Origin of the sequence: Klebsiella sp. BIGb0138 (assembly GCF_004342285.1) — a bacterium.
GTDB lineage: Bacteria > Pseudomonadota > Gammaproteobacteria > Enterobacterales > Enterobacteriaceae > Klebsiella.
The window spans coordinates 52,102-68,289 of sequence record NZ_SMCV01000013.1; the positions used below are offsets into that span (position 1 = coordinate 52,102).

A 16,188-nucleotide genomic window follows, 5' to 3' on the forward strand; every position below is an offset into this window, starting at 1 on the left:
TGAAGGAGGCATTGATCATACAAATAAATGTCGGGGACAAAAAAACCCGCCGCAGCGGGTTTTTTGGCCGGGCTCGATTAATGTTCGAACATAGCAGAGATGGATTCTTCGTTGCTGATACGACGAATCGCTTCTGCCAGCATGCCAGAAAGCGTCAGCGTACGCACTTTATCCAGCGCTTTGATTTCCGGCGCCAGCGGGATGGTATCGCAGACGACGAATTCATCAATCACAGAGTTTTTAATGTTCTGGATAGCATTGCCCGAGAAGATCGGGTGGGTGGCGTAGGCGAATACGCGTTTGGCGCCACGTTCTTTCAGCGCTTCAGCCGCTTTACACAGCGTGCCGCCGGTATCGATCATGTCGTCAACCATCACACAGTCGCGGCCGGCAACGTCGCCGATGATGTGCATCACCTGGGAAACGTTAGCGCGCGGACGACGCTTGTCGATGATCGCCATATCGGTATCGTTCAGCAGCTTGGCGATAGCACGAGCACGTACCACGCCGCCGATGTCCGGAGAAACCACGATCGGGTTGTCCAGATTCAGCTGCAGCATGTCTTCCAGCAGGATTGGGCTGCCGAAGACGTTATCAACCGGAACGTCGAAGAAGCCCTGGATCTGTTCTGCATGCAGGTCAACGGTCAGGACGCGGTCAACGCCGACGCTGGACAGGAAGTCAGCCACGACTTTCGCGGTGATAGGCACACGGGCGGAACGCACACGACGGTCCTGACGAGCATAGCCGAAGTAAGGGATAACGGCGGTGATACGACCCGCCGAAGCGCGACGCAGAGCATCAACCATAACAACCAGTTCCATCAGGTTGTCGTTGGTGGGAGCACAAGTGGACTGGATGATGAAAATATCACCACCGCGTACGTTTTCATTGATTTGTACGCTGACTTCGCCGTCGCTAAAACGACCTACAGCGGCGTCGCCAAGAGAAGTGTACAGGCGGTTGGCAATACGTTGTGCTAGTTCCGGGGTGGCGTTACCAGCAAAAAGCTTCATATCAGGCACGAGAAGAACCTCAGGCATGCGTCCAGTGGTGGATGAAAGGGGCCAAAAAAACGGTGCGGGCTGGCGCCATTCCATCCAGGCGGTGTATTTAAAGAGAACGATGCAACGTCTGGAACAGGGTGACGTTGTCACCGTTACTCAATTTGCCCGGCGTATCGACCATAATTCGTGCAATAAGCAGAATTACTGAGGTAGGGCTAGCTTGAGCGGTGAGATGTTAACACCTCGCGCCACAAAGCCTTGTAGCCATTCCGGGGCTTTCTCCAGCACCTGACGAGCGGCAGATTCGGTGTCAAATTCAGCAAAGACACACGCTCCTGTGCCAGTCAGGCGCGACGGCGCATATTCTAACAGCCAGGAAAGCGCCGCATCAACCTCGCGAAAACGTTTTCTTGCGATAACCTCGCAATCATTGCGAAATTCACATTTTAGCAACGTATCTATTGACCTGATCGGGGTGTCTCGTGGTAGCTCGGGGTCGCGAAAGATGAGCGGCGTTGGAATACTGACCCCCGGATGGGCGACCAGATACCACTTTTCCTGCGGCTCGACCGGGGTCAGAATCTCGCCAATACCTTCGGCAAAGGCCGCGTGACCGCGCACGAAGACCGGCACATCGGCGCCAAGCTGCAGCCCCAGCGTCGCCAGCTCTTCTGCCGACAATCCACAGCGCCACAGATGATTCAGCGCCACCAGCACCGTCGCGGCGTTGGAAGAGCCGCCCCCGAGGCCGCCGCCCATCGGCAGGCGTTTGTCGATACTGATATCCACGCCGCTGCCTGCCGGCAGCTGCCCGCGCGCCGATGCCGCCTGCATCAAAAGCCTGGCGGCGCGAACGATCAGATTCTCTTCGTCCGGCACCCCGGCCACCGGCGTCAGCAGACGCAGCGCCCCGTCATCACGAGGTTCGATGGTTAAGGTATCGCCGTAGTCGAGAAACTGAAACAGCGTCTGCAAGGTATGGTAACCGTCGGCGCGTTGCCCGGTAATGTACAAAAACAGGTTCAGCTTTGCAGGAGAAGGCCAGCGGGTCATCATTTCACAATCCAGTTATCCATTTTGAGCTTGATGCGCTGACTGCCGTTATTCAGTTCCATATTAGCCGGCAGTGAAGGTTGGGTATCGCTGGTATAACCGCCGTAGGTAACATGCCAGGTTTTGCCGTTTTGCGTGTAGTTCAGGGCGCTGAGGCGGTATTGATCGTCAAGCGTATAGTCGGTGGCCTCGCCCGGCAGGCCGATAATCCACTGGCGCAGGCTGTTCAGCGGGATGGGCATCCCGGTCAGGCGGCCAATCATCTCTTCGGCGTCGCTTGCGGTGTAGGTCTGGCCTTTGTTATCGATCAGCGTCACGCTGCCCGGCTGAGCGGTCAGCGACAGTTCCGTACTGCCTAACGGGTTGGTCAGCAGCAGGCGATAGCGATCCTGGCCGGTTTGTTGCCAGAAGAAGCGGGCATAAACTTTTTGCTCGTCGGAAAGGTAAGCGAAGGCGCCGCGGGTCTGGAACTGGTTCAGATTGCGGACATCCTGCTGGTGCTGACGCCATTGCGGCGAATCAGGGCTTTTGCCAGGGCCTTGCGGCGCGTTAAGAGTACAGGCGGTCAGGACCAGGCTGGCCAGCGGCAACAGGCGGAGCAGTCGATTCATAATGATGACAAATCCTTGATGTCTACAGTGAAATCCGGCGACGGAGGAGTACGCACACGATTTGTGTAGCGGGTTACAATTATAACCCTTAATGCTAGCGTTGCCCGGCGATAGCGTCTACGTTCAAATTGTCTGAAATCAAAAAATTACCGTTAATGGCTTTTACACCGATGCCTATTACTCCAAAAGGGGAGCGTCTCTTTTATTGATTCCGCGCATCCTGTATGATGCGTGCAGACTAACCTTAGCAACGCTGGTACTACTCCCTCACAATGACCCTTTTAGCTCTTGGCATTAATCACAAAACAGCCCCGGTAGCGCTGCGAGAACGCGTAACGTTTTCGCCGGACACGCTCGATAAGGCGCTGGAGAGCTTGCTGGCTCAGCCAATGGTGCAGGGAGGTGTGGTGCTGTCGACCTGTAACCGCACGGAGCTGTATCTCAGCGTTGAGGAACAGGATAATCTGCAGGAAGCGCTCATTCGCTGGCTGTGTGATTACCACCATCTTAATGAAGAAGACCTGCGTAAAAGCCTGTACTGGCATCAGGACAATGATGCGGTCAGCCATCTGATGCGCGTCGCCAGCGGTCTCGATTCGCTGGTGCTTGGCGAGCCGCAGATTCTGGGGCAGGTGAAAAAAGCCTTTGCCGACTCCAGCCGGGGGCATCTCAACGTCAGTGAACTGGAGCGGATGTTCCAGAAATCCTTCTCCGTCGCTAAACGCGTGCGTACCGAAACCGATATCGGCGCCAGCGCGGTCTCCGTCGCGTTCGCCGCCTGTACGCTGGCGCGACAAATCTTTGAATCGCTCTCCAGCGTGACGGTACTGCTGGTCGGCGCCGGGGAAACCATCGAACTGGTCGCGCGCCATCTGCGCGAACACAACGTGCGAAAAATGGTGATAGCTAATCGTACCCGCGAGCGCGCTCAGGTCCTGGCCGGGGAAGTCGGCGCTGAGGTTATCGCCCTGAGTGACATCGACGAGCGGCTGAAAGAGGCCGATATTATTATCAGTTCCACCGCCAGTCCGCTGCCGATTATTGGCAAAGGGATGGTGGAGCGCGCGCTGAAGGCGCGGCGTAATCAGCCGATGCTGCTGGTGGATATCGCGGTCCCTCGCGATGTCGAACCGGAAGTCGGCAAGCTGGCGAACGCCTATTTGTACAGCGTGGACGATCTGCAGAACATCATTCAGCACAATCTGGCGCAGCGCAAAGCCGCGGCGGTACAGGCGGAATCGATCGTCGAGCAGGAAACCAGCGAATTTATGGCCTGGCTGCGCGCCCAGAGCGCCAGCGAGACTATCCGCGAATATCGTTCCCAGTCCGAGCAGGTCCGCGAGGAGCTGACGGCGAAGGCGCTGGCTGCGCTGGAGCAGGGCGGCGATGCGCAGGAAATTATGCAGGATCTGGCGCGTAAGCTGACCAATCGCCTGATCCACGCACCAACCAAATCTCTTCAGCAGGCTGCCCGTGACGGGGATGATGAACGCCTGCATATTCTGCGCAACAGCCTCGGGCTGGAATAGCGCACATTTCTCTCTATTTTCAGGACAGGGTGAATTCACGCCTATGAAGCCTTCTATTGTTGCCAAACTGGAAGCTCTGTACGAACGCCATGAGGAAGTTCAGGCGCTGCTGGGTGATGCTGCGACCATCGCCGATCAGGATCGATTCCGCGCGCTGTCGCGTGAATACGCGCAGCTTAGCGACGTGGCGCGCTGCTATACCGAGTGGCGTCAGGTGCAGGATGATATTGAAACCGCACAGATGATGCTCGACGATGCGGAAATGCGCGAAATGGCGCAGGAAGAGCTGCGCGACGCGAAAGCCAAAAGCGAAGAGATGGAGCAACAGCTGCAGGTGCTGCTGCTGCCGCAGGACCCGGATGACGAACGCAACGCCTTTGTCGAAGTCCGCGCCGGTACCGGCGGGGATGAAGCGGCGCTGTTTGCCGGCGATCTGTTCCGTATGTACAGCCGCTATGCCGAAGCCCGCCGCTGGCGGGTGGAGATCATGAGCGCCAACGAAGGCGAACATGGCGGCTTTAAAGAGGTGATCGCTAAAATCAGCGGCGATGGCGTGTATGGTCGTCTGAAATTTGAGTCCGGCGGTCACCGCGTCCAGCGCGTGCCGGCAACCGAATCCCAGGGCCGTATTCACACTTCCGCCTGTACCGTGGCGGTGATGCCGGAGCTGCCGGAAGCCGAAATGCCGGATATCAACCCGGGCGATCTGCGTATCGATACCTTCCGTTCCTCAGGGGCGGGCGGTCAGCACGTTAACACCACCGATTCGGCGATCCGGATTACCCACTTACCGACCGGGATCGTCGTGGAGTGCCAGGACGAGCGTTCGCAGCACAAAAACAAAGCCAAAGCGCTGTCGGTGCTCGGCGCGCGTATTCGCGCGGCGGAAGTGGCTAAACGCCAGCAGGCGGAAGCCTCAACCCGGCGTAACCTGCTGGGCAGCGGCGATCGCAGCGATCGCAACCGCACCTATAACTTCCCGCAGGGGCGGGTGACCGACCACCGCATTAACCTGACCCTCTACCGTCTGGATGAAGCGATGGAGGGGAAACTGGATATGCTGATTGAGCCGATTGTTCAGGAATACCAGGCCGATCAGCTGGCTGCGCTTTCCGAGCAGGAATGATGACCTTTCAACAGTGGCTGGCGCAGGCGATAAGCCGGCTGAGTGAGAGCGAAAGTCCGCGTCGCGACGCCGAGATCCTGTTAGGGCACGTGACCGGTAAGGCGCGGACCTACCTTCTCGCCTTCGGTGAAACGCTCCTGACGGAGGAACAGCTGGCGCAGCTGGCGCCGCTGCTCAGCCGCCGCCAGCGCGGCGAACCGGTGGCCCATCTGGTGGGCGAGCGGGAGTTCTGGTCGTTGCCGCTGCTGGTGTCAGCGGCGACGCTGATCCCGCGTCCGGACACCGAGTGCCTCGTCGAGCAGGCGCTGGCCCGTCTGCCTGCCGCGCCGTGCCGGATTCTGGATTTAGGTACCGGCACCGGCGCTATCGCCCTGGCCTTAGCCAGCGAACGCCCGGACTGCCAGGTGACGGCTGTTGATGTCATGCCCGATGCGGCGGCATTGGCCGCGCGCAATGCCGAACGGCTCGCTATCGGCAACGTCACCGTGCTGCAAAGCAACTGGTTCGCCGCGCTGGCGGGGCAGCAGTTTGCGATGATCGTCAGCAACCCGCCTTATATTGATGAAACCGACCCGCATCTTGCGCAGGGCGACGTGCGCTTCGAGCCGAAAACGGCGCTGGTTGCCGCCGATAACGGTCTGGCCGACCTGGCGCATATTATCCGCGCAGGCCGTCATTTCCTGACGCCCGACGGGATGTTGCTGCTGGAGCACGGCTGGAAGCAGGGAGAAGCGGTGCGCGCGCTGTTCCGTGACGCCGGTTATCTTGAGATCGCCACCTGCCGTGATTACGGCGATAACGACCGCCTGACCGTCGGGCGGTTCCCCGGCCTGGAGGACGTTGGCGAATGAATCTGTTTAGCGCGGTACTGTACCTGCATATCGCTTGTGTCGTGGTGTCGGTCAGCCTGTTCGCCTTACGCTACTGGTGGAGCTACAGCGGTGACGCGCGGCTTAACCGGCGCTGGGTGCGTATCGCGCCGCACTGCAGCGACACTTTGTTATTCCTCAGCGGCGCCGGATTAATGGCCATAACGCGCTATCTGCCGTTTACGGACGATGGCTCGTGGCTGACTGAAAAGCTGTTTGGCGTTATCATTTATATTGCATTGGGTTTTATCGCGCTGGGCCGTCGTCGTCCGCGCAGCCAGCAGAGCAGATTTATCGCTTTTCTGTTGGCTTTGGTGGTGTTGTTCATCATCATACAACTCGCCATCACAAGAACACCGTTACTGGGGTAAGTCATGAGGTCATTAGCTGATTTCGAATTTAATAAAGCGCCATTGTGCGATGGAATGGTCCTCATTTCTGAATTAATCCGCGACGATTTTCCGACGCACTACGTGCAGGATGAACTGGAGCGGCTGCTGAGCCTGGCGCAGGAGGAGATTGCCTCCTCGTGGGATCAGGAACGTCAGCTGGAACGGCTGCTGGAGCTGTTCTATCACGAGTGGGGCTTTCGCGATTCCCACGGCGTCTACCGGCTGTCCGATGCCCTGTGGGTCGACAAAGTTCTGATCAATCGTCAGGGCAGCGCCGCCTCTTTAGGGGCTATCGTGCTGTGGATTGCCCAGCGCATGTCGCTGCCGCTGGTCCCGGTTATCTTCCCGACGCAGATGCTGCTGCGCGCCGACCCTGAGACCAGCGAAGAGATGTGGTTGATTAACCCGTTCAACGGCGAAACGCTCAACGAGCACACGCTTGAAGTCTGGCTGAAGGGCAATATTAGTCCGGTTGCCGAGCTGTTCAACGAGGACCTCGATGAGGCGGATAACGCCGAGGTGATCCACAAACTGCTCGACACCCTGAAATCGGCGCTGATGGAAGAGCGGCAGATGGAGCTGGCCCTGCGCGCCAGCGAAGCGCTGCTGCAGTTCAATCCGGAAGATCCGTATGAGATTCGCGACCGCGGGCTGATCTACGCCCAGCTTGAGTGCGACCATGTTGCGCTGCTGGATCTGAACTATTTTGTTGAGCAGTGTCCTGAGGACCCGATCAGCGAAATGATCCGCGCGCAAATTAACACGATTTCGCATAAACAAATTACTCTTCACTAATCTGGAATGATTCCGGTTACACCCTGATAAGGCGATCTTATGAAACAAAAAGTGGTTAGCATTGGTGATATCAACGTAGCAAACGACCTGCCTTTCGTCCTGTTTGGCGGGATGAACGTGCTGGAATCCCGCGATCTTGCGATGCGTATCTGCGAACACTACGTGACCGTAACACAGAAGCTGGGCATTCCTTATGTGTTCAAAGCCTCTTTTGATAAAGCTAACCGTTCTTCCATCCACTCCTATCGCGGGCCGGGTCTGGAAGAAGGGATGAAGATTTTCCAGGAACTGAAGCAGACCTTCGGCGTGAAAATCATCACTGACGTTCATGAAGCAAGCCAGGCGCAGCCGATTGCCGACGTGGTTGACGTGATTCAGCTGCCGGCGTTCCTCGCGCGTCAGACCGATCTGGTGGAAGCGATGGCGAAAACCGGCGCGGTGATCAACGTTAAAAAACCGCAGTTCGTCAGCCCGGGCCAGATGGGCAATATCGTCGACAAGTTTATTGAAGGCGGTAACGACAAGGTGATTCTGTGCGACCGCGGGGCTAACTTTGGTTACGACAACCTGGTTGTCGATATGCTGGGCTTCGGCGTGATGAAGAAAGTGTCCAACAACTCGCCGGTTATCTTCGATGTGACCCACGCCCTGCAGTGCCGCGACCCGTTTGGCGCGGCGTCCAGCGGTCGTCGTGCCCAGGTGACCGAACTGGCGCGAGCCGGTATGGCTACCGGTCTGGCCGGTCTGTTCCTCGAAGCGCACCCGGACCCGGAACATGCGAAATGCGACGGTCCGTCCGCGCTGCCGCTGGCGAAGCTGGAGCCGTTCCTCAAGCAGATCAAAGCGATTGACGATCTGGTGAAGAGCTTTGAAGAGCTGGATACCAGCCACTAAACACAGGTTCTGTGATGCGAAAAGCCTGCCGGTTGTGAAACCGGCAGGCTTTTTTTATCGCGGGCACGATGCGCCAGGCCGGCGTGGGGAGCGCTCCCCGGCCAGCGCAGCGCCGCCGGGGGAAGGGACTCAGGCAAAAATGGTCATCAGATAGGCGGCGAAAAGCGCCAGGTGCGCCGCGCCGTTAAGCACATTGGTGCGCCCGGTAGAGAAGGAAATCTGGCACAACAGCAGCGAGGTGACCATCACGACCATTTCCGGCGCGCCAAGACCGAAATGCAGCTCATTGCCGGTTAAGAAGGCGATTAAGGTGACCACCGGCACGGTCAGTGAAATCGTCGCCAGCACCGAACCGAAGAACAGATTCATGGCGCGCTGCACCTGATTGTTCAACACCGCCTTCAGGGCGCCGAGACCTTCCGGCGACAGAATCAGCAGCGCCACCAGGAAACCGGTGAAGGCCACCGGGGCGTTCATGCTGGTCAGCAGCGTCTCCAGAGGGTTGGCGTTCATCTTCGTCACCGCGATAACCGCAACCAGGTGGATTAACAGCCACGCGGTGTGCCAGGCGCTGCTGTGCGCGGAGGGTTTACCGTGATGCGGGTCATCGTCGTCGCCGTCATCTTCATGCTCATAAATAAACAGGCTCTGGTGGGTTTTGGTCTGAATCAACAGAAACACGCCGTACATCGCCGCGGAAATTAACGCCACCAGCAGCGCCTGGCCGGTAGTGAAATTCGCCCCCGGCAGCGCCATCGGGAAGACCAGCACGATAATCGCCAGCGGGAACAGGGCGATCAGGTACTGTTTGATGCCAAATAGATTCATGTACTGGGTGGCAAATTTGCGCCCGCCCAGCAGCAGAGAGAAGCCGACCAGACCGCCGGTAACGATCATAATAATTGAATAGAGCGTGTCGCGCATCAGCGTGGGCGCGGCGTCGCCGGTCGCCATGAGTGCCGAAATCAGGCTGACTTCAAGAATGACCACCGAAAGGCTTAAAATTAACGATCCGTACGGTTCGCCCAGGCGGTGCGCCAGAACGTCCGCGTGGCGGACGACGCTAAAGGCGCTACACAGAATACCGACTAAGGCCAGAATGTTGATACCGATAACCGCTGGCAGCGACTGACTACTTCCGAAGAAGATAAGCACCGCCAGCGCCAGAATCGGAAAAACAAGCGACGTCTCCTTGTGGCGGGTTTTCACCGCCTCATGTGCATGTGTCATGAACCATCTCCATTGATGCAGGTGTTATAATTATAGATACCGTAAGTAGATAAAATAACAGACATTTTGCTATCTGAATTGTTTTTTTACTTAAATTTACGGCTATTGTTAACTAATTACTTAAGATTGCCAAAACTTATCGTTATTGCGATTTTATATTTATTATTCAGATGATTACTAAAAACGCTTCTGGATTATATCCCGCCTTGAAAAGCCTGAATTCGTGTCCCAGACTTATATTTTTACCACCATCCGGAGGTGAATATGCCTTATCGCAGTAAACAAGAGTTACCCGATAGCGTCCAGCGCGTGTTGCCGGCGCATGCACAGGAGATCTATAAAGAAGCGTTTAATAGCGCCTGGGAGCAGTATAAGCACCAGGAGGACCGGCGGGACGACGCCAGCCGTGAAGAGACGGCGCATAAGGTCGCCTGGGCTGCGGTCAAGAATGACTATCAAAAAGGAGGCGATGATAAGTGGCATAAGAAAAAATAATCGTTCCGGCTGCCTCATCTGCTGCCCCGCGCCTTGCCAGGGTGGCGTTAATTGCTTATTGTCGATGAAAGCTGGATAATAATTCGGCAATATTTCACGGATGGCATCAGATAATCGCCGGGAAGCAGGCAGTGGCGGAGGTAGTAGAAAGTGTTAACTCGTGATTTCTTAATCAATGCGGATTGTAAGACGGCGTTTGGTGCTATTGAGGAATCGCTACTCTGGTCGGCAGAGCAACGGGCGGCCTCATTGGCTGCCACCCTGGCCTGTCGTCCGGATGCCGGCTCAGTATGGATTTTTGGCTACGGTTCGCTAATGTGGAACCCGGCGCTGGAGTACCGTGAATCCTGTACCGGTACGCTCCCGGGCTGGCACCGCGCTTTTTGTCTGCGGCTGACCGCCGGGCGAGGCAGCGCGCATCAGCCTGGCCGAATGCTGGCCCTTAAAGAGGGCGGGCGCACTACCGGTGTGGCCTACCGTCTCCCCGACGATACCCTGGAAGAGGAGCTGACCCTGCTGTGGAAGCGGGAAATGATCACCGGCTGCTATCTGCCGACCTGGTGCAAGCTTGAGCTTGACGACGGGCGGACGGTCAATGCGCTAGTGTTTATTATGGATCCGCGCCACCCGCTCTTTGAGTCAGATACCAGCGCCCAGGTGATTGCGCCGCTGATCGCCCGAGCCAGCGGGCCGCTGGGCACCAACGCCCAGTATCTGTTCTCGCTCGACCAGGAGCTGCGCAAGCTGGGAATGCATGATGCTTGCCTTGACGATCTGGTCGGCAAAGTGCGTAACCTGCTCGGGGAAAACAGCCAGCCAGGGCTGGCCTGAGAACGGAAAAGCGCCCGGGGTCACCCGGGCGATGATATCAGGCGGGAACGTAGCTGATGGAGTGCTCCAGAGATTGACTGTGGCTGTCGATCAGGACATTCCACGTGCCGTTGTAGGGCACGGTCAAATAGGCGCTATCGCGATCCTGCACGCTCAGAATATCCGCGCGGCTATCACCCGCAGCCCTGGCGCTCATCAGGTGAATATGGCAGCGTTCGGAACACCGAACCACCAGCGTATCACCGCCAAACAACATCAAACTTGCTTTTACCATTGCCATTTTGTACCCCGTTGTTGTCTGTCCACAGCGTCCTGCCAGCTCAATCCCGTGCGTGATATCGTTCACACTTTGCTCATGGCATAACACCAAATGGGGGACGTGCGGATGCTGATATTGATCAACAAAAGGAATAAAGATTAAACAAAAATGATGTTGTTCCTGAAAGCATTCAGCTGGCATATTTTTACGTTAAGAAACGCTGCCAGCTTGATATTTAATCCCGTCAGAAGGGGGGAATTCAGAAGGTCAGGACTTTTTCTGCCGCCAGCGTCCACTGCGCCAGCTCGACCAGGGTCCCAATTTCCACGCCGTCAATCAGCGGCAGCGCGGTGATGCCGCGACCGTCGGTACAGGTTTTACACAACTTCACCGGGACGTTCTGCGCGGTGAGGATCTCCAGCATCTGCTGAATATTATATCCTTCCGCCGGCTTTTGCCCGCGCAGCCCGGCCGTTACCGCATCCGACATTAAAAAAATCTTTAGGTCGAGCGCCGACTGCTGCTCGCGCAGCGCAATCGCCAGGCGCAGACTGTTAAACAGCGATTCACTGCCGTAGGCAGCCCCGTTAGCGACAATCACAATACTTTGCATAAGAACTCCTTGGTATAAGGCACGGTTATTGCTTAGCTGAAGTATAAAGCGTTAACCCGGGAGGGGGTATGAATAATACGGCTGGCACAACGCCTGAGGCGAATGAGTGGTTTCACCATGCCCATCAGCGCCAGAGACAGCAGCTTCGCCAGCTGGCTCAGCTGGGGGCGTTGGCAAACCAGATTAGCGCTCTGGTGCATATGCTACAGTGCGAACGCGGCGCGTCCAACATCTGGTTATGTTCCAGCGGGCGGCTCTACGCCGCGGAATGCCGTGCGGGCGGCGCGCTGGTCGACGAACAGCTGATCGCGTTTCGCACGGCGTTGGCCCCGGCACGCGATAGCGCCAGCAGCGCCCTGTGCTGGCGGATTGCCAGCGCAGTCTGGTATCTGGGGCAGATCCCGGCGCTGCGCGCGGCCGTACGCGGTCGCGCTATTGCCGCAGAAGCGGCCACGGATCAGTTCAGCCGCATTATCCGCCACCTGCTGAATATCGTCCCGCAGCTTAATGACAGCATCGACGATCCGCAAATTGCCGGGCGGATGGTGGCGCTCTACAGCTTTATGCAGGGGAAAGAGCTGGTGGGACAGGAGCGCGCGCTGGGGGCGCTGGGGTTTGCTCGCGGCCAGTTCAGCGCTGAGCTACGCCAGCAGCTGGTGGATCGGATTGATGGCCAACAGTCCTGTTTTGATAGCTTCATCGCCCTGGCTGACGCGGCGCAGAGCGCGCTGTTTACAGCGCAGTGTCAGGCCAGTCTCGATATCGAGCAGCTGCGGCGGATCGCCTGTACCCGGCAACCCCCGGCGGACGAGGGTGAGGCGGCGCTGCGTTGGTTCTGCGCCCAGACTGCGCGCCTGGAGCAGATGCGGGGACTGGAAGAGCGGTTGATCGGCGATCTGCTGAACGCCGCCGATCGGCTGCTCAGCGGAGAAGAGCCGCCGATGCCGCCCGCCAGCTGGCCGCAGGAAGAGGCGGATGATAGCCTCGCACATCGGCTGGATAAACAGCTGCTGCCGCTGGTCCGCCAGCAGGCGTTCGAGCTGCAACAGCTCTCCGGCCAGCTGGCATCGCTAAAAGATACGCTTGAAGAGCGCACGCTGATTGATAAAGCGAAAAGCGTGCTGATGACCCATCAGGGAATGCAGGAGGAGCAGGCCTGGCAGACCTTGCGCAAAATGGCGATGGATAAGAATCAGCGGATGGTGGAGATCGCCCGCGCGCTGCTGACGGTGAAGTCGCTGTGGTCAGTAACCCCAAAGGAGTAGTTGCACGATGTGTGGGCATTTGCTGCCTGTCGACGGTGCAATTTCGGCATAGCCAGCGTTCATTGCGCGAGGAAAAGGGCGGTAAAAGGCCTTTCTGAATATTGGCATCCGTTTTGCAATATTCAATATATCAGCGCGAAAGCGCAAGTTCGGGTCAGTAGACAATTTTGGGCAACAGGCCAACGGCGGTCTGATGGCCCATGGATAAAGGCGTCCTGCAGTGCATAAGCACTGTCGGGCGCTTTTTTTTTTGCGCGTTCTGGAGCGGGTATGGGCGATAAATTTTCGATTTCACGGCGGCATTTTCTGCAGGCAGGCGCCGCGCTGGGCGGCGCGATGCTGTTGCCTGGCGTGATGCAAAGCGCGTGGGCAGCAGGCTCCGATAAGCCGGAGCAAACCACCGTGCGGGTGGGTTTTATTCCGCTAACGGACTGCGCGCCAATAGCGATCGCGTCGCTGAAAGGGTTCGATAAAAAATACGGCATTACCCTCGTGCCGACGAAAGAGGCCAGCTGGGCGGCGGTGCGCGACAAGCTAATCGCCGGTGAGCTCGATGCGGCACATATTCTGTATGGCCTGCTGTACGGACTGGAGCTGGGGATAGCCAGTAAACCGCAGTCGATGGCGAACCTGATGACGCTCAACCGTAACGGCCAGGCCATCACCTTATCGCAGGATCTGCAAAGTCAGGGGGTGAGCGATCTTTCCGGGCTGAAACGGCTGATTGGCCAGAGCGCGCCGGGCAGCTATACCTTCGCTCATACCTTTCCCACCGGGACCCATGCCATGTGGCTCTATTACTGGCTGGCCAGCGGCGGCATTAACCCGTTCGAAGATGTGCGTACCGTGGTGGTCCCGCCCCCGCAAATGGTGATGAACATGCGCATCGGCAACATGGTCGGTTTTTGCGTCGGCGAACCGTGGAACGCAAGGGCCATTAACGATCGCATTGGTTTTACCGCCGCCACTTCACAGGATATCTGGCCGGAACATCCGGAAAAAATTCTCGGCACCCGCAGCGAATGGGTCGAGCGCAACCCTAACACTGCGCGAGCGCTGGTAGCGGCGGTACTGGACGCCGCGCGCTGGATTGAGGCTTCAGCAGAGAACAAACGCGAAACGGCGCGCATTCTGGCAAAACGCGCCTGGCTGAATACCAAAGAACAGTACCTCACCGGGCGGATGCTCGGTGAGTACGACAACGGACTGGGACGCCGCTGGCAGGATGCGCACCCGATTCGCTTTTACGACCAGGGGGAGGTGAGCTTCCCATGGCTGTCGGACGGGATGTGGTTTTTAACCCAGTTTCGCCGCTGGGGCCTGTTGAAAACGGTGCCGGATTATCAGGCGGTGGCCCGGCGCATCAACCGCATTGACGTCTGGAAAGAGGCGGCGCAGGCCGTCGGCGGGATCGCCGTCCCGACCCAGGCGCTGCGCAGCAGCACATTGATTGACGGTACGGTCTGGACGGGGGCCGATCCGGAAGGTTACGCCCGCGGCTTCGCGATTCAACGTAAGGGGGCATGAAATGAAACACGCGCACAATACGCAACCTGCCGTCAGGGCAGAAAAGACGCCGGGTGAAGTGATTATTCTACCGCCGGTGCAGGTCCGGCGTTCGGTGCCGCCCGTCAGGCGCTGGCTGCGCGACGGCGTGCAGCGCCTGCTGCCGCCCATGCTGGGGCTGGGTCTGCTGCTGCTCTGCTGGCAGCTGGCGGCGATCAACGGTAAAGGCTTCCCGACGCCGCTGAGCACGCTCGATTCGGCGCTGACCCTGTTTGCCGATCCTTTTTACCGGGACGGGCCGAACGATATGGGCATCGGCTGGAACGTGCTGGCCTCGCTGCAGCGGGTGGCGGTAGGCTTCGGTCTCGCGGCGCTGGCCGGCATTCCGCTGGGCTTTTTGATCGGCCGCTCGCTGTTTTTCGCCCGGATGTTCAATCCGCTGATTGCGCTACTGCGCCCGGTCAGCCCGCTGGCATGGCTGCCTATCGGCCTGCTGCTGTTCCAGAAGGCGGAACCCGCCTCGAGCTGGACCATTTTTATCTGTTCCATCTGGCCGATGGTGATCAACACCGCCGAAGGGGTACGGCGTATTCCGCAGGACTATCTCAACGTCGCCCGCGTCTTACAGCTTTCTGAATGGACGGTGATGCGCCGCATCCTCTTCCCGGCCGTACTGCCCGCGGTGCTGACCGGCGTACGCCTCTCCATCGGTATTGCCTGGCTGGTGATCGTCGCCGCCGAAATGCTGACCGGGGGGCTGGGGATCGGTTTCTGGATCTGGAACGAATGGAACAACCTCAACGTGGAAAACATCATCATCGCCATCGTCATTATCGGCGTCGTCGGCCTGCTGCTTGAGCAGGGACTGATGCTGATCGCTCGCCGCTTTAGCTGGCAGGAAAAATAGGGAGTCGCTATGAAACCATTAATTCAGGTCCAGGCCGTCAGCCAGCGTTTCAATACCGCCAGCGGCGAGTTTCTGGCGCTGCAAAACGTCTCTTTCGACATCTATGAAGGGGAAACCGTCAGCCTGATCGGCCACTCCGGCTGCGGCAAATCGACGCTGTTGAACCTGATCGCCGGGATCACCTTACCCAGCGAAGGGGGGCTACTGTGCGATAACCGGGAGATCGCCGGGCCGGGGCCGGAGCGGGCGGTGGTCTTCCAGAACCACTCGCTGCTGCCGTGGCTGACCTGTTTTGACAACGTGGCGCTGGCGGTCGATCGGGTGTTTCGCCGCACCATGAGTAAAGCTGAGCGTAAAGAGTGGATCGAGCACAACCTTGAACGGGTACAGATGGGCCACGCCTTGCATAAACGCCCGGGGGAGATCTCCGGCGGGATGAAGCAGCGGGTGGGGATTGCCAGGGCGCTGGCGATGAAGCCAAAGGTGCTGCTGCTGGACGAGCCTTTTGGCGCGCTCGACGCCTTGACCCGCGCCCATTTGCAGGACGCGGTGATGCAGATTCAGCAGGCGCTGAATACCACCATTGTGATGATTACCCATGACGTCGATGAAGCGGTGCTGCTCTCCGACCGCGTCATGATGATGACTAACGGTCCGGCGGCGACGGTAGGGGAAATCCTCGGCGTCAATCTCCCCCGGCCGCGCAATCGCGTCCAGCTGGCGGACGATAGTCGTTATCACCAGCTGCGCCAGCAGATCCTGCATTTCCTCTACGAAAAGCAGCCGAAAGCGGCGTAGGGGGCAGG

18 protein-coding genes are annotated in these 16,188 nt (G+C 58.1%); 12 read left to right on the top strand and 6 right to left on the bottom strand.

Annotated elements, in window-relative coordinates:
• Positions 1 to 77: 77 nt before the first annotated feature.
• The 3 genes from prs to lolB form a co-directional block, all read right to left on the bottom strand.
• A complete protein-coding gene (prs, locus tag EDF73_RS23420; RefSeq protein ID WP_002910407.1) occupies positions 78 to 1,025 on the bottom strand; it encodes a ribose-phosphate diphosphokinase in 948 nt (315 codons plus the stop codon).
• Between the two features lie 183 nt (positions 1,026 to 1,208).
• A complete protein-coding gene (gene ispE / locus EDF73_RS23425) occupies positions 1,209 to 2,060 on the bottom strand; it encodes a 4-(cytidine 5'-diphospho)-2-C-methyl-D-erythritol kinase (protein ID WP_165905789.1) in 852 nt (283 codons plus the stop codon).
• Positions 2,060 to 2,671: a lipoprotein insertase outer membrane protein LolB gene (gene lolB / locus EDF73_RS23430; RefSeq protein ID WP_132731409.1), complete on the bottom strand. Its 612-nt coding sequence runs from the start codon at positions 2,669 to 2,671 to the stop codon at positions 2,060 to 2,062. The genes ispE and lolB overlap by 1 nt, the downstream gene beginning before the upstream one ends.
• 272 nt (positions 2,672 to 2,943) lie before the next feature.
• Here lolB and hemA point away from each other — a divergent pair, with 272 nt between their 5' ends.
• Genes hemA through kdsA form a run of 6 tightly spaced genes read left to right on the top strand, consistent with a single transcriptional unit; the run spans position 2,944 to position 8,276 of the window.
• The gene (gene hemA, locus EDF73_RS23435) at positions 2,944 to 4,200 is read left to right on the top strand and encodes a glutamyl-tRNA reductase (protein WP_132731410.1); all 1,257 of its coding nucleotides are present in this window, start codon (positions 2,944 to 2,946) and stop codon (positions 4,198 to 4,200) included.
• 43 nt (positions 4,201 to 4,243) lie between these two features.
• On the top strand, positions 4,244 to 5,326 hold the full coding sequence (gene prfA, locus EDF73_RS23440; protein WP_132731411.1) for a peptide chain release factor 1: 1,083 nt from the start codon (positions 4,244 to 4,246) through the stop codon (positions 5,324 to 5,326).
• A complete protein-coding gene (prmC, locus tag EDF73_RS23445) occupies positions 5,326 to 6,177 on the top strand; it encodes a peptide chain release factor N(5)-glutamine methyltransferase (protein WP_132731494.1) in 852 nt (283 codons plus the stop codon). Before prfA ends, prmC begins: the two co-directional genes overlap by 1 nt.
• On the top strand, positions 6,174 to 6,566 hold the full coding sequence (gene sirB2, locus EDF73_RS23450) for an invasion regulator SirB2 (RefSeq protein WP_132731412.1): 393 nt from the start codon (positions 6,174 to 6,176) through the stop codon (positions 6,564 to 6,566). Before prmC ends, sirB2 begins: the two co-directional genes overlap by 4 nt.
• Positions 6,567 to 6,569: 3 nt before the next feature.
• Complete coding sequence (sirB1, locus tag EDF73_RS23455; protein ID WP_132731413.1) at positions 6,570 to 7,382, top strand: invasion regulator SirB1; 813 nt, start codon at positions 6,570 to 6,572, stop codon at positions 7,380 to 7,382.
• Positions 7,383 to 7,421: 39 nt separating this feature from the next.
• Positions 7,422 to 8,276 (top strand): 3-deoxy-8-phosphooctulonate synthase, encoded by an 855-nt coding sequence (kdsA, locus tag EDF73_RS23460; protein WP_132731414.1) that lies wholly within the window; start codon positions 7,422 to 7,424, stop codon positions 8,274 to 8,276.
• Positions 8,277 to 8,405: 129 nt separating this feature from the next.
• Here the strand turns inward: kdsA and chaA are convergent, their stop codons facing one another.
• Complete coding sequence (chaA, locus tag EDF73_RS23465; protein ID WP_132731415.1) at positions 8,406 to 9,506, bottom strand: sodium-potassium/proton antiporter ChaA; 1,101 nt, start codon at positions 9,504 to 9,506, stop codon at positions 8,406 to 8,408.
• Between the two features lie 264 nt (positions 9,507 to 9,770).
• Between chaA and chaB the strand changes: the two genes are divergently transcribed.
• Both chaB and EDF73_RS23475 read left to right on the top strand, forming a co-directional pair.
• On the top strand, positions 9,771 to 10,001 hold the full coding sequence (chaB, locus tag EDF73_RS23470; RefSeq protein WP_132731416.1) for a putative cation transport regulator ChaB: 231 nt from the start codon (positions 9,771 to 9,773) through the stop codon (positions 9,999 to 10,001).
• 150 nt (positions 10,002 to 10,151) lie between these two features.
• Complete coding sequence (locus EDF73_RS23475; protein WP_132731417.1) at positions 10,152 to 10,832, top strand: gamma-glutamylcyclotransferase; 681 nt, start codon at positions 10,152 to 10,154, stop codon at positions 10,830 to 10,832.
• A gap of 37 nt (positions 10,833 to 10,869) precedes the next feature.
• On the opposite strand, the gene EDF73_RS23480 is transcribed toward EDF73_RS23475, so the two are convergent.
• Together EDF73_RS23480 and EDF73_RS23485 are read right to left on the bottom strand one after the other, a co-directional pair.
• A complete protein-coding gene (locus tag EDF73_RS23480; protein ID WP_132731418.1) occupies positions 10,870 to 11,112 on the bottom strand; it encodes a DUF1883 domain-containing protein in 243 nt (80 codons plus the stop codon).
• A gap of 238 nt (positions 11,113 to 11,350) precedes the next feature.
• Positions 11,351 to 11,704, bottom strand: coding sequence for a DsrE/DsrF/TusD sulfur relay family protein (locus EDF73_RS23485; protein WP_132731419.1), 354 nt, complete (start codon positions 11,702 to 11,704; stop codon positions 11,351 to 11,353).
• 68 nt (positions 11,705 to 11,772) lie between these two features.
• On the opposite strand from EDF73_RS23485, the gene nasR reads away from it, so the two are divergent.
• From nasR to EDF73_RS23505, 4 genes are all read left to right on the top strand, one after another.
• The gene (nasR, locus tag EDF73_RS23490; protein WP_132731420.1) at positions 11,773 to 12,969 is read left to right on the top strand and encodes a nitrate regulatory protein NasR; all 1,197 of its coding nucleotides are present in this window, start codon (positions 11,773 to 11,775) and stop codon (positions 12,967 to 12,969) included.
• A 270-nt stretch (positions 12,970 to 13,239) separates the two neighbouring features.
• Entirely contained in the window at positions 13,240 to 14,496 is a 1,257-nt protein-coding gene (locus EDF73_RS23495) for an ABC transporter substrate-binding protein (protein ID WP_132731421.1), read from the top strand.
• A gap of 1 nt (position 14,497) precedes the next feature.
• Positions 14,498 to 15,382 (top strand): nitrate ABC transporter permease, encoded by an 885-nt coding sequence (gene ntrB, locus EDF73_RS23500; RefSeq protein WP_132731422.1) that lies wholly within the window; start codon positions 14,498 to 14,500, stop codon positions 15,380 to 15,382.
• A 9-nt stretch (positions 15,383 to 15,391) separates the two neighbouring features.
• Complete coding sequence (locus EDF73_RS23505) at positions 15,392 to 16,180, top strand: ABC transporter ATP-binding protein (RefSeq protein ID WP_132731423.1); 789 nt, start codon at positions 15,392 to 15,394, stop codon at positions 16,178 to 16,180.
• Positions 16,181 to 16,188 lie beyond the last annotated feature (8 nt).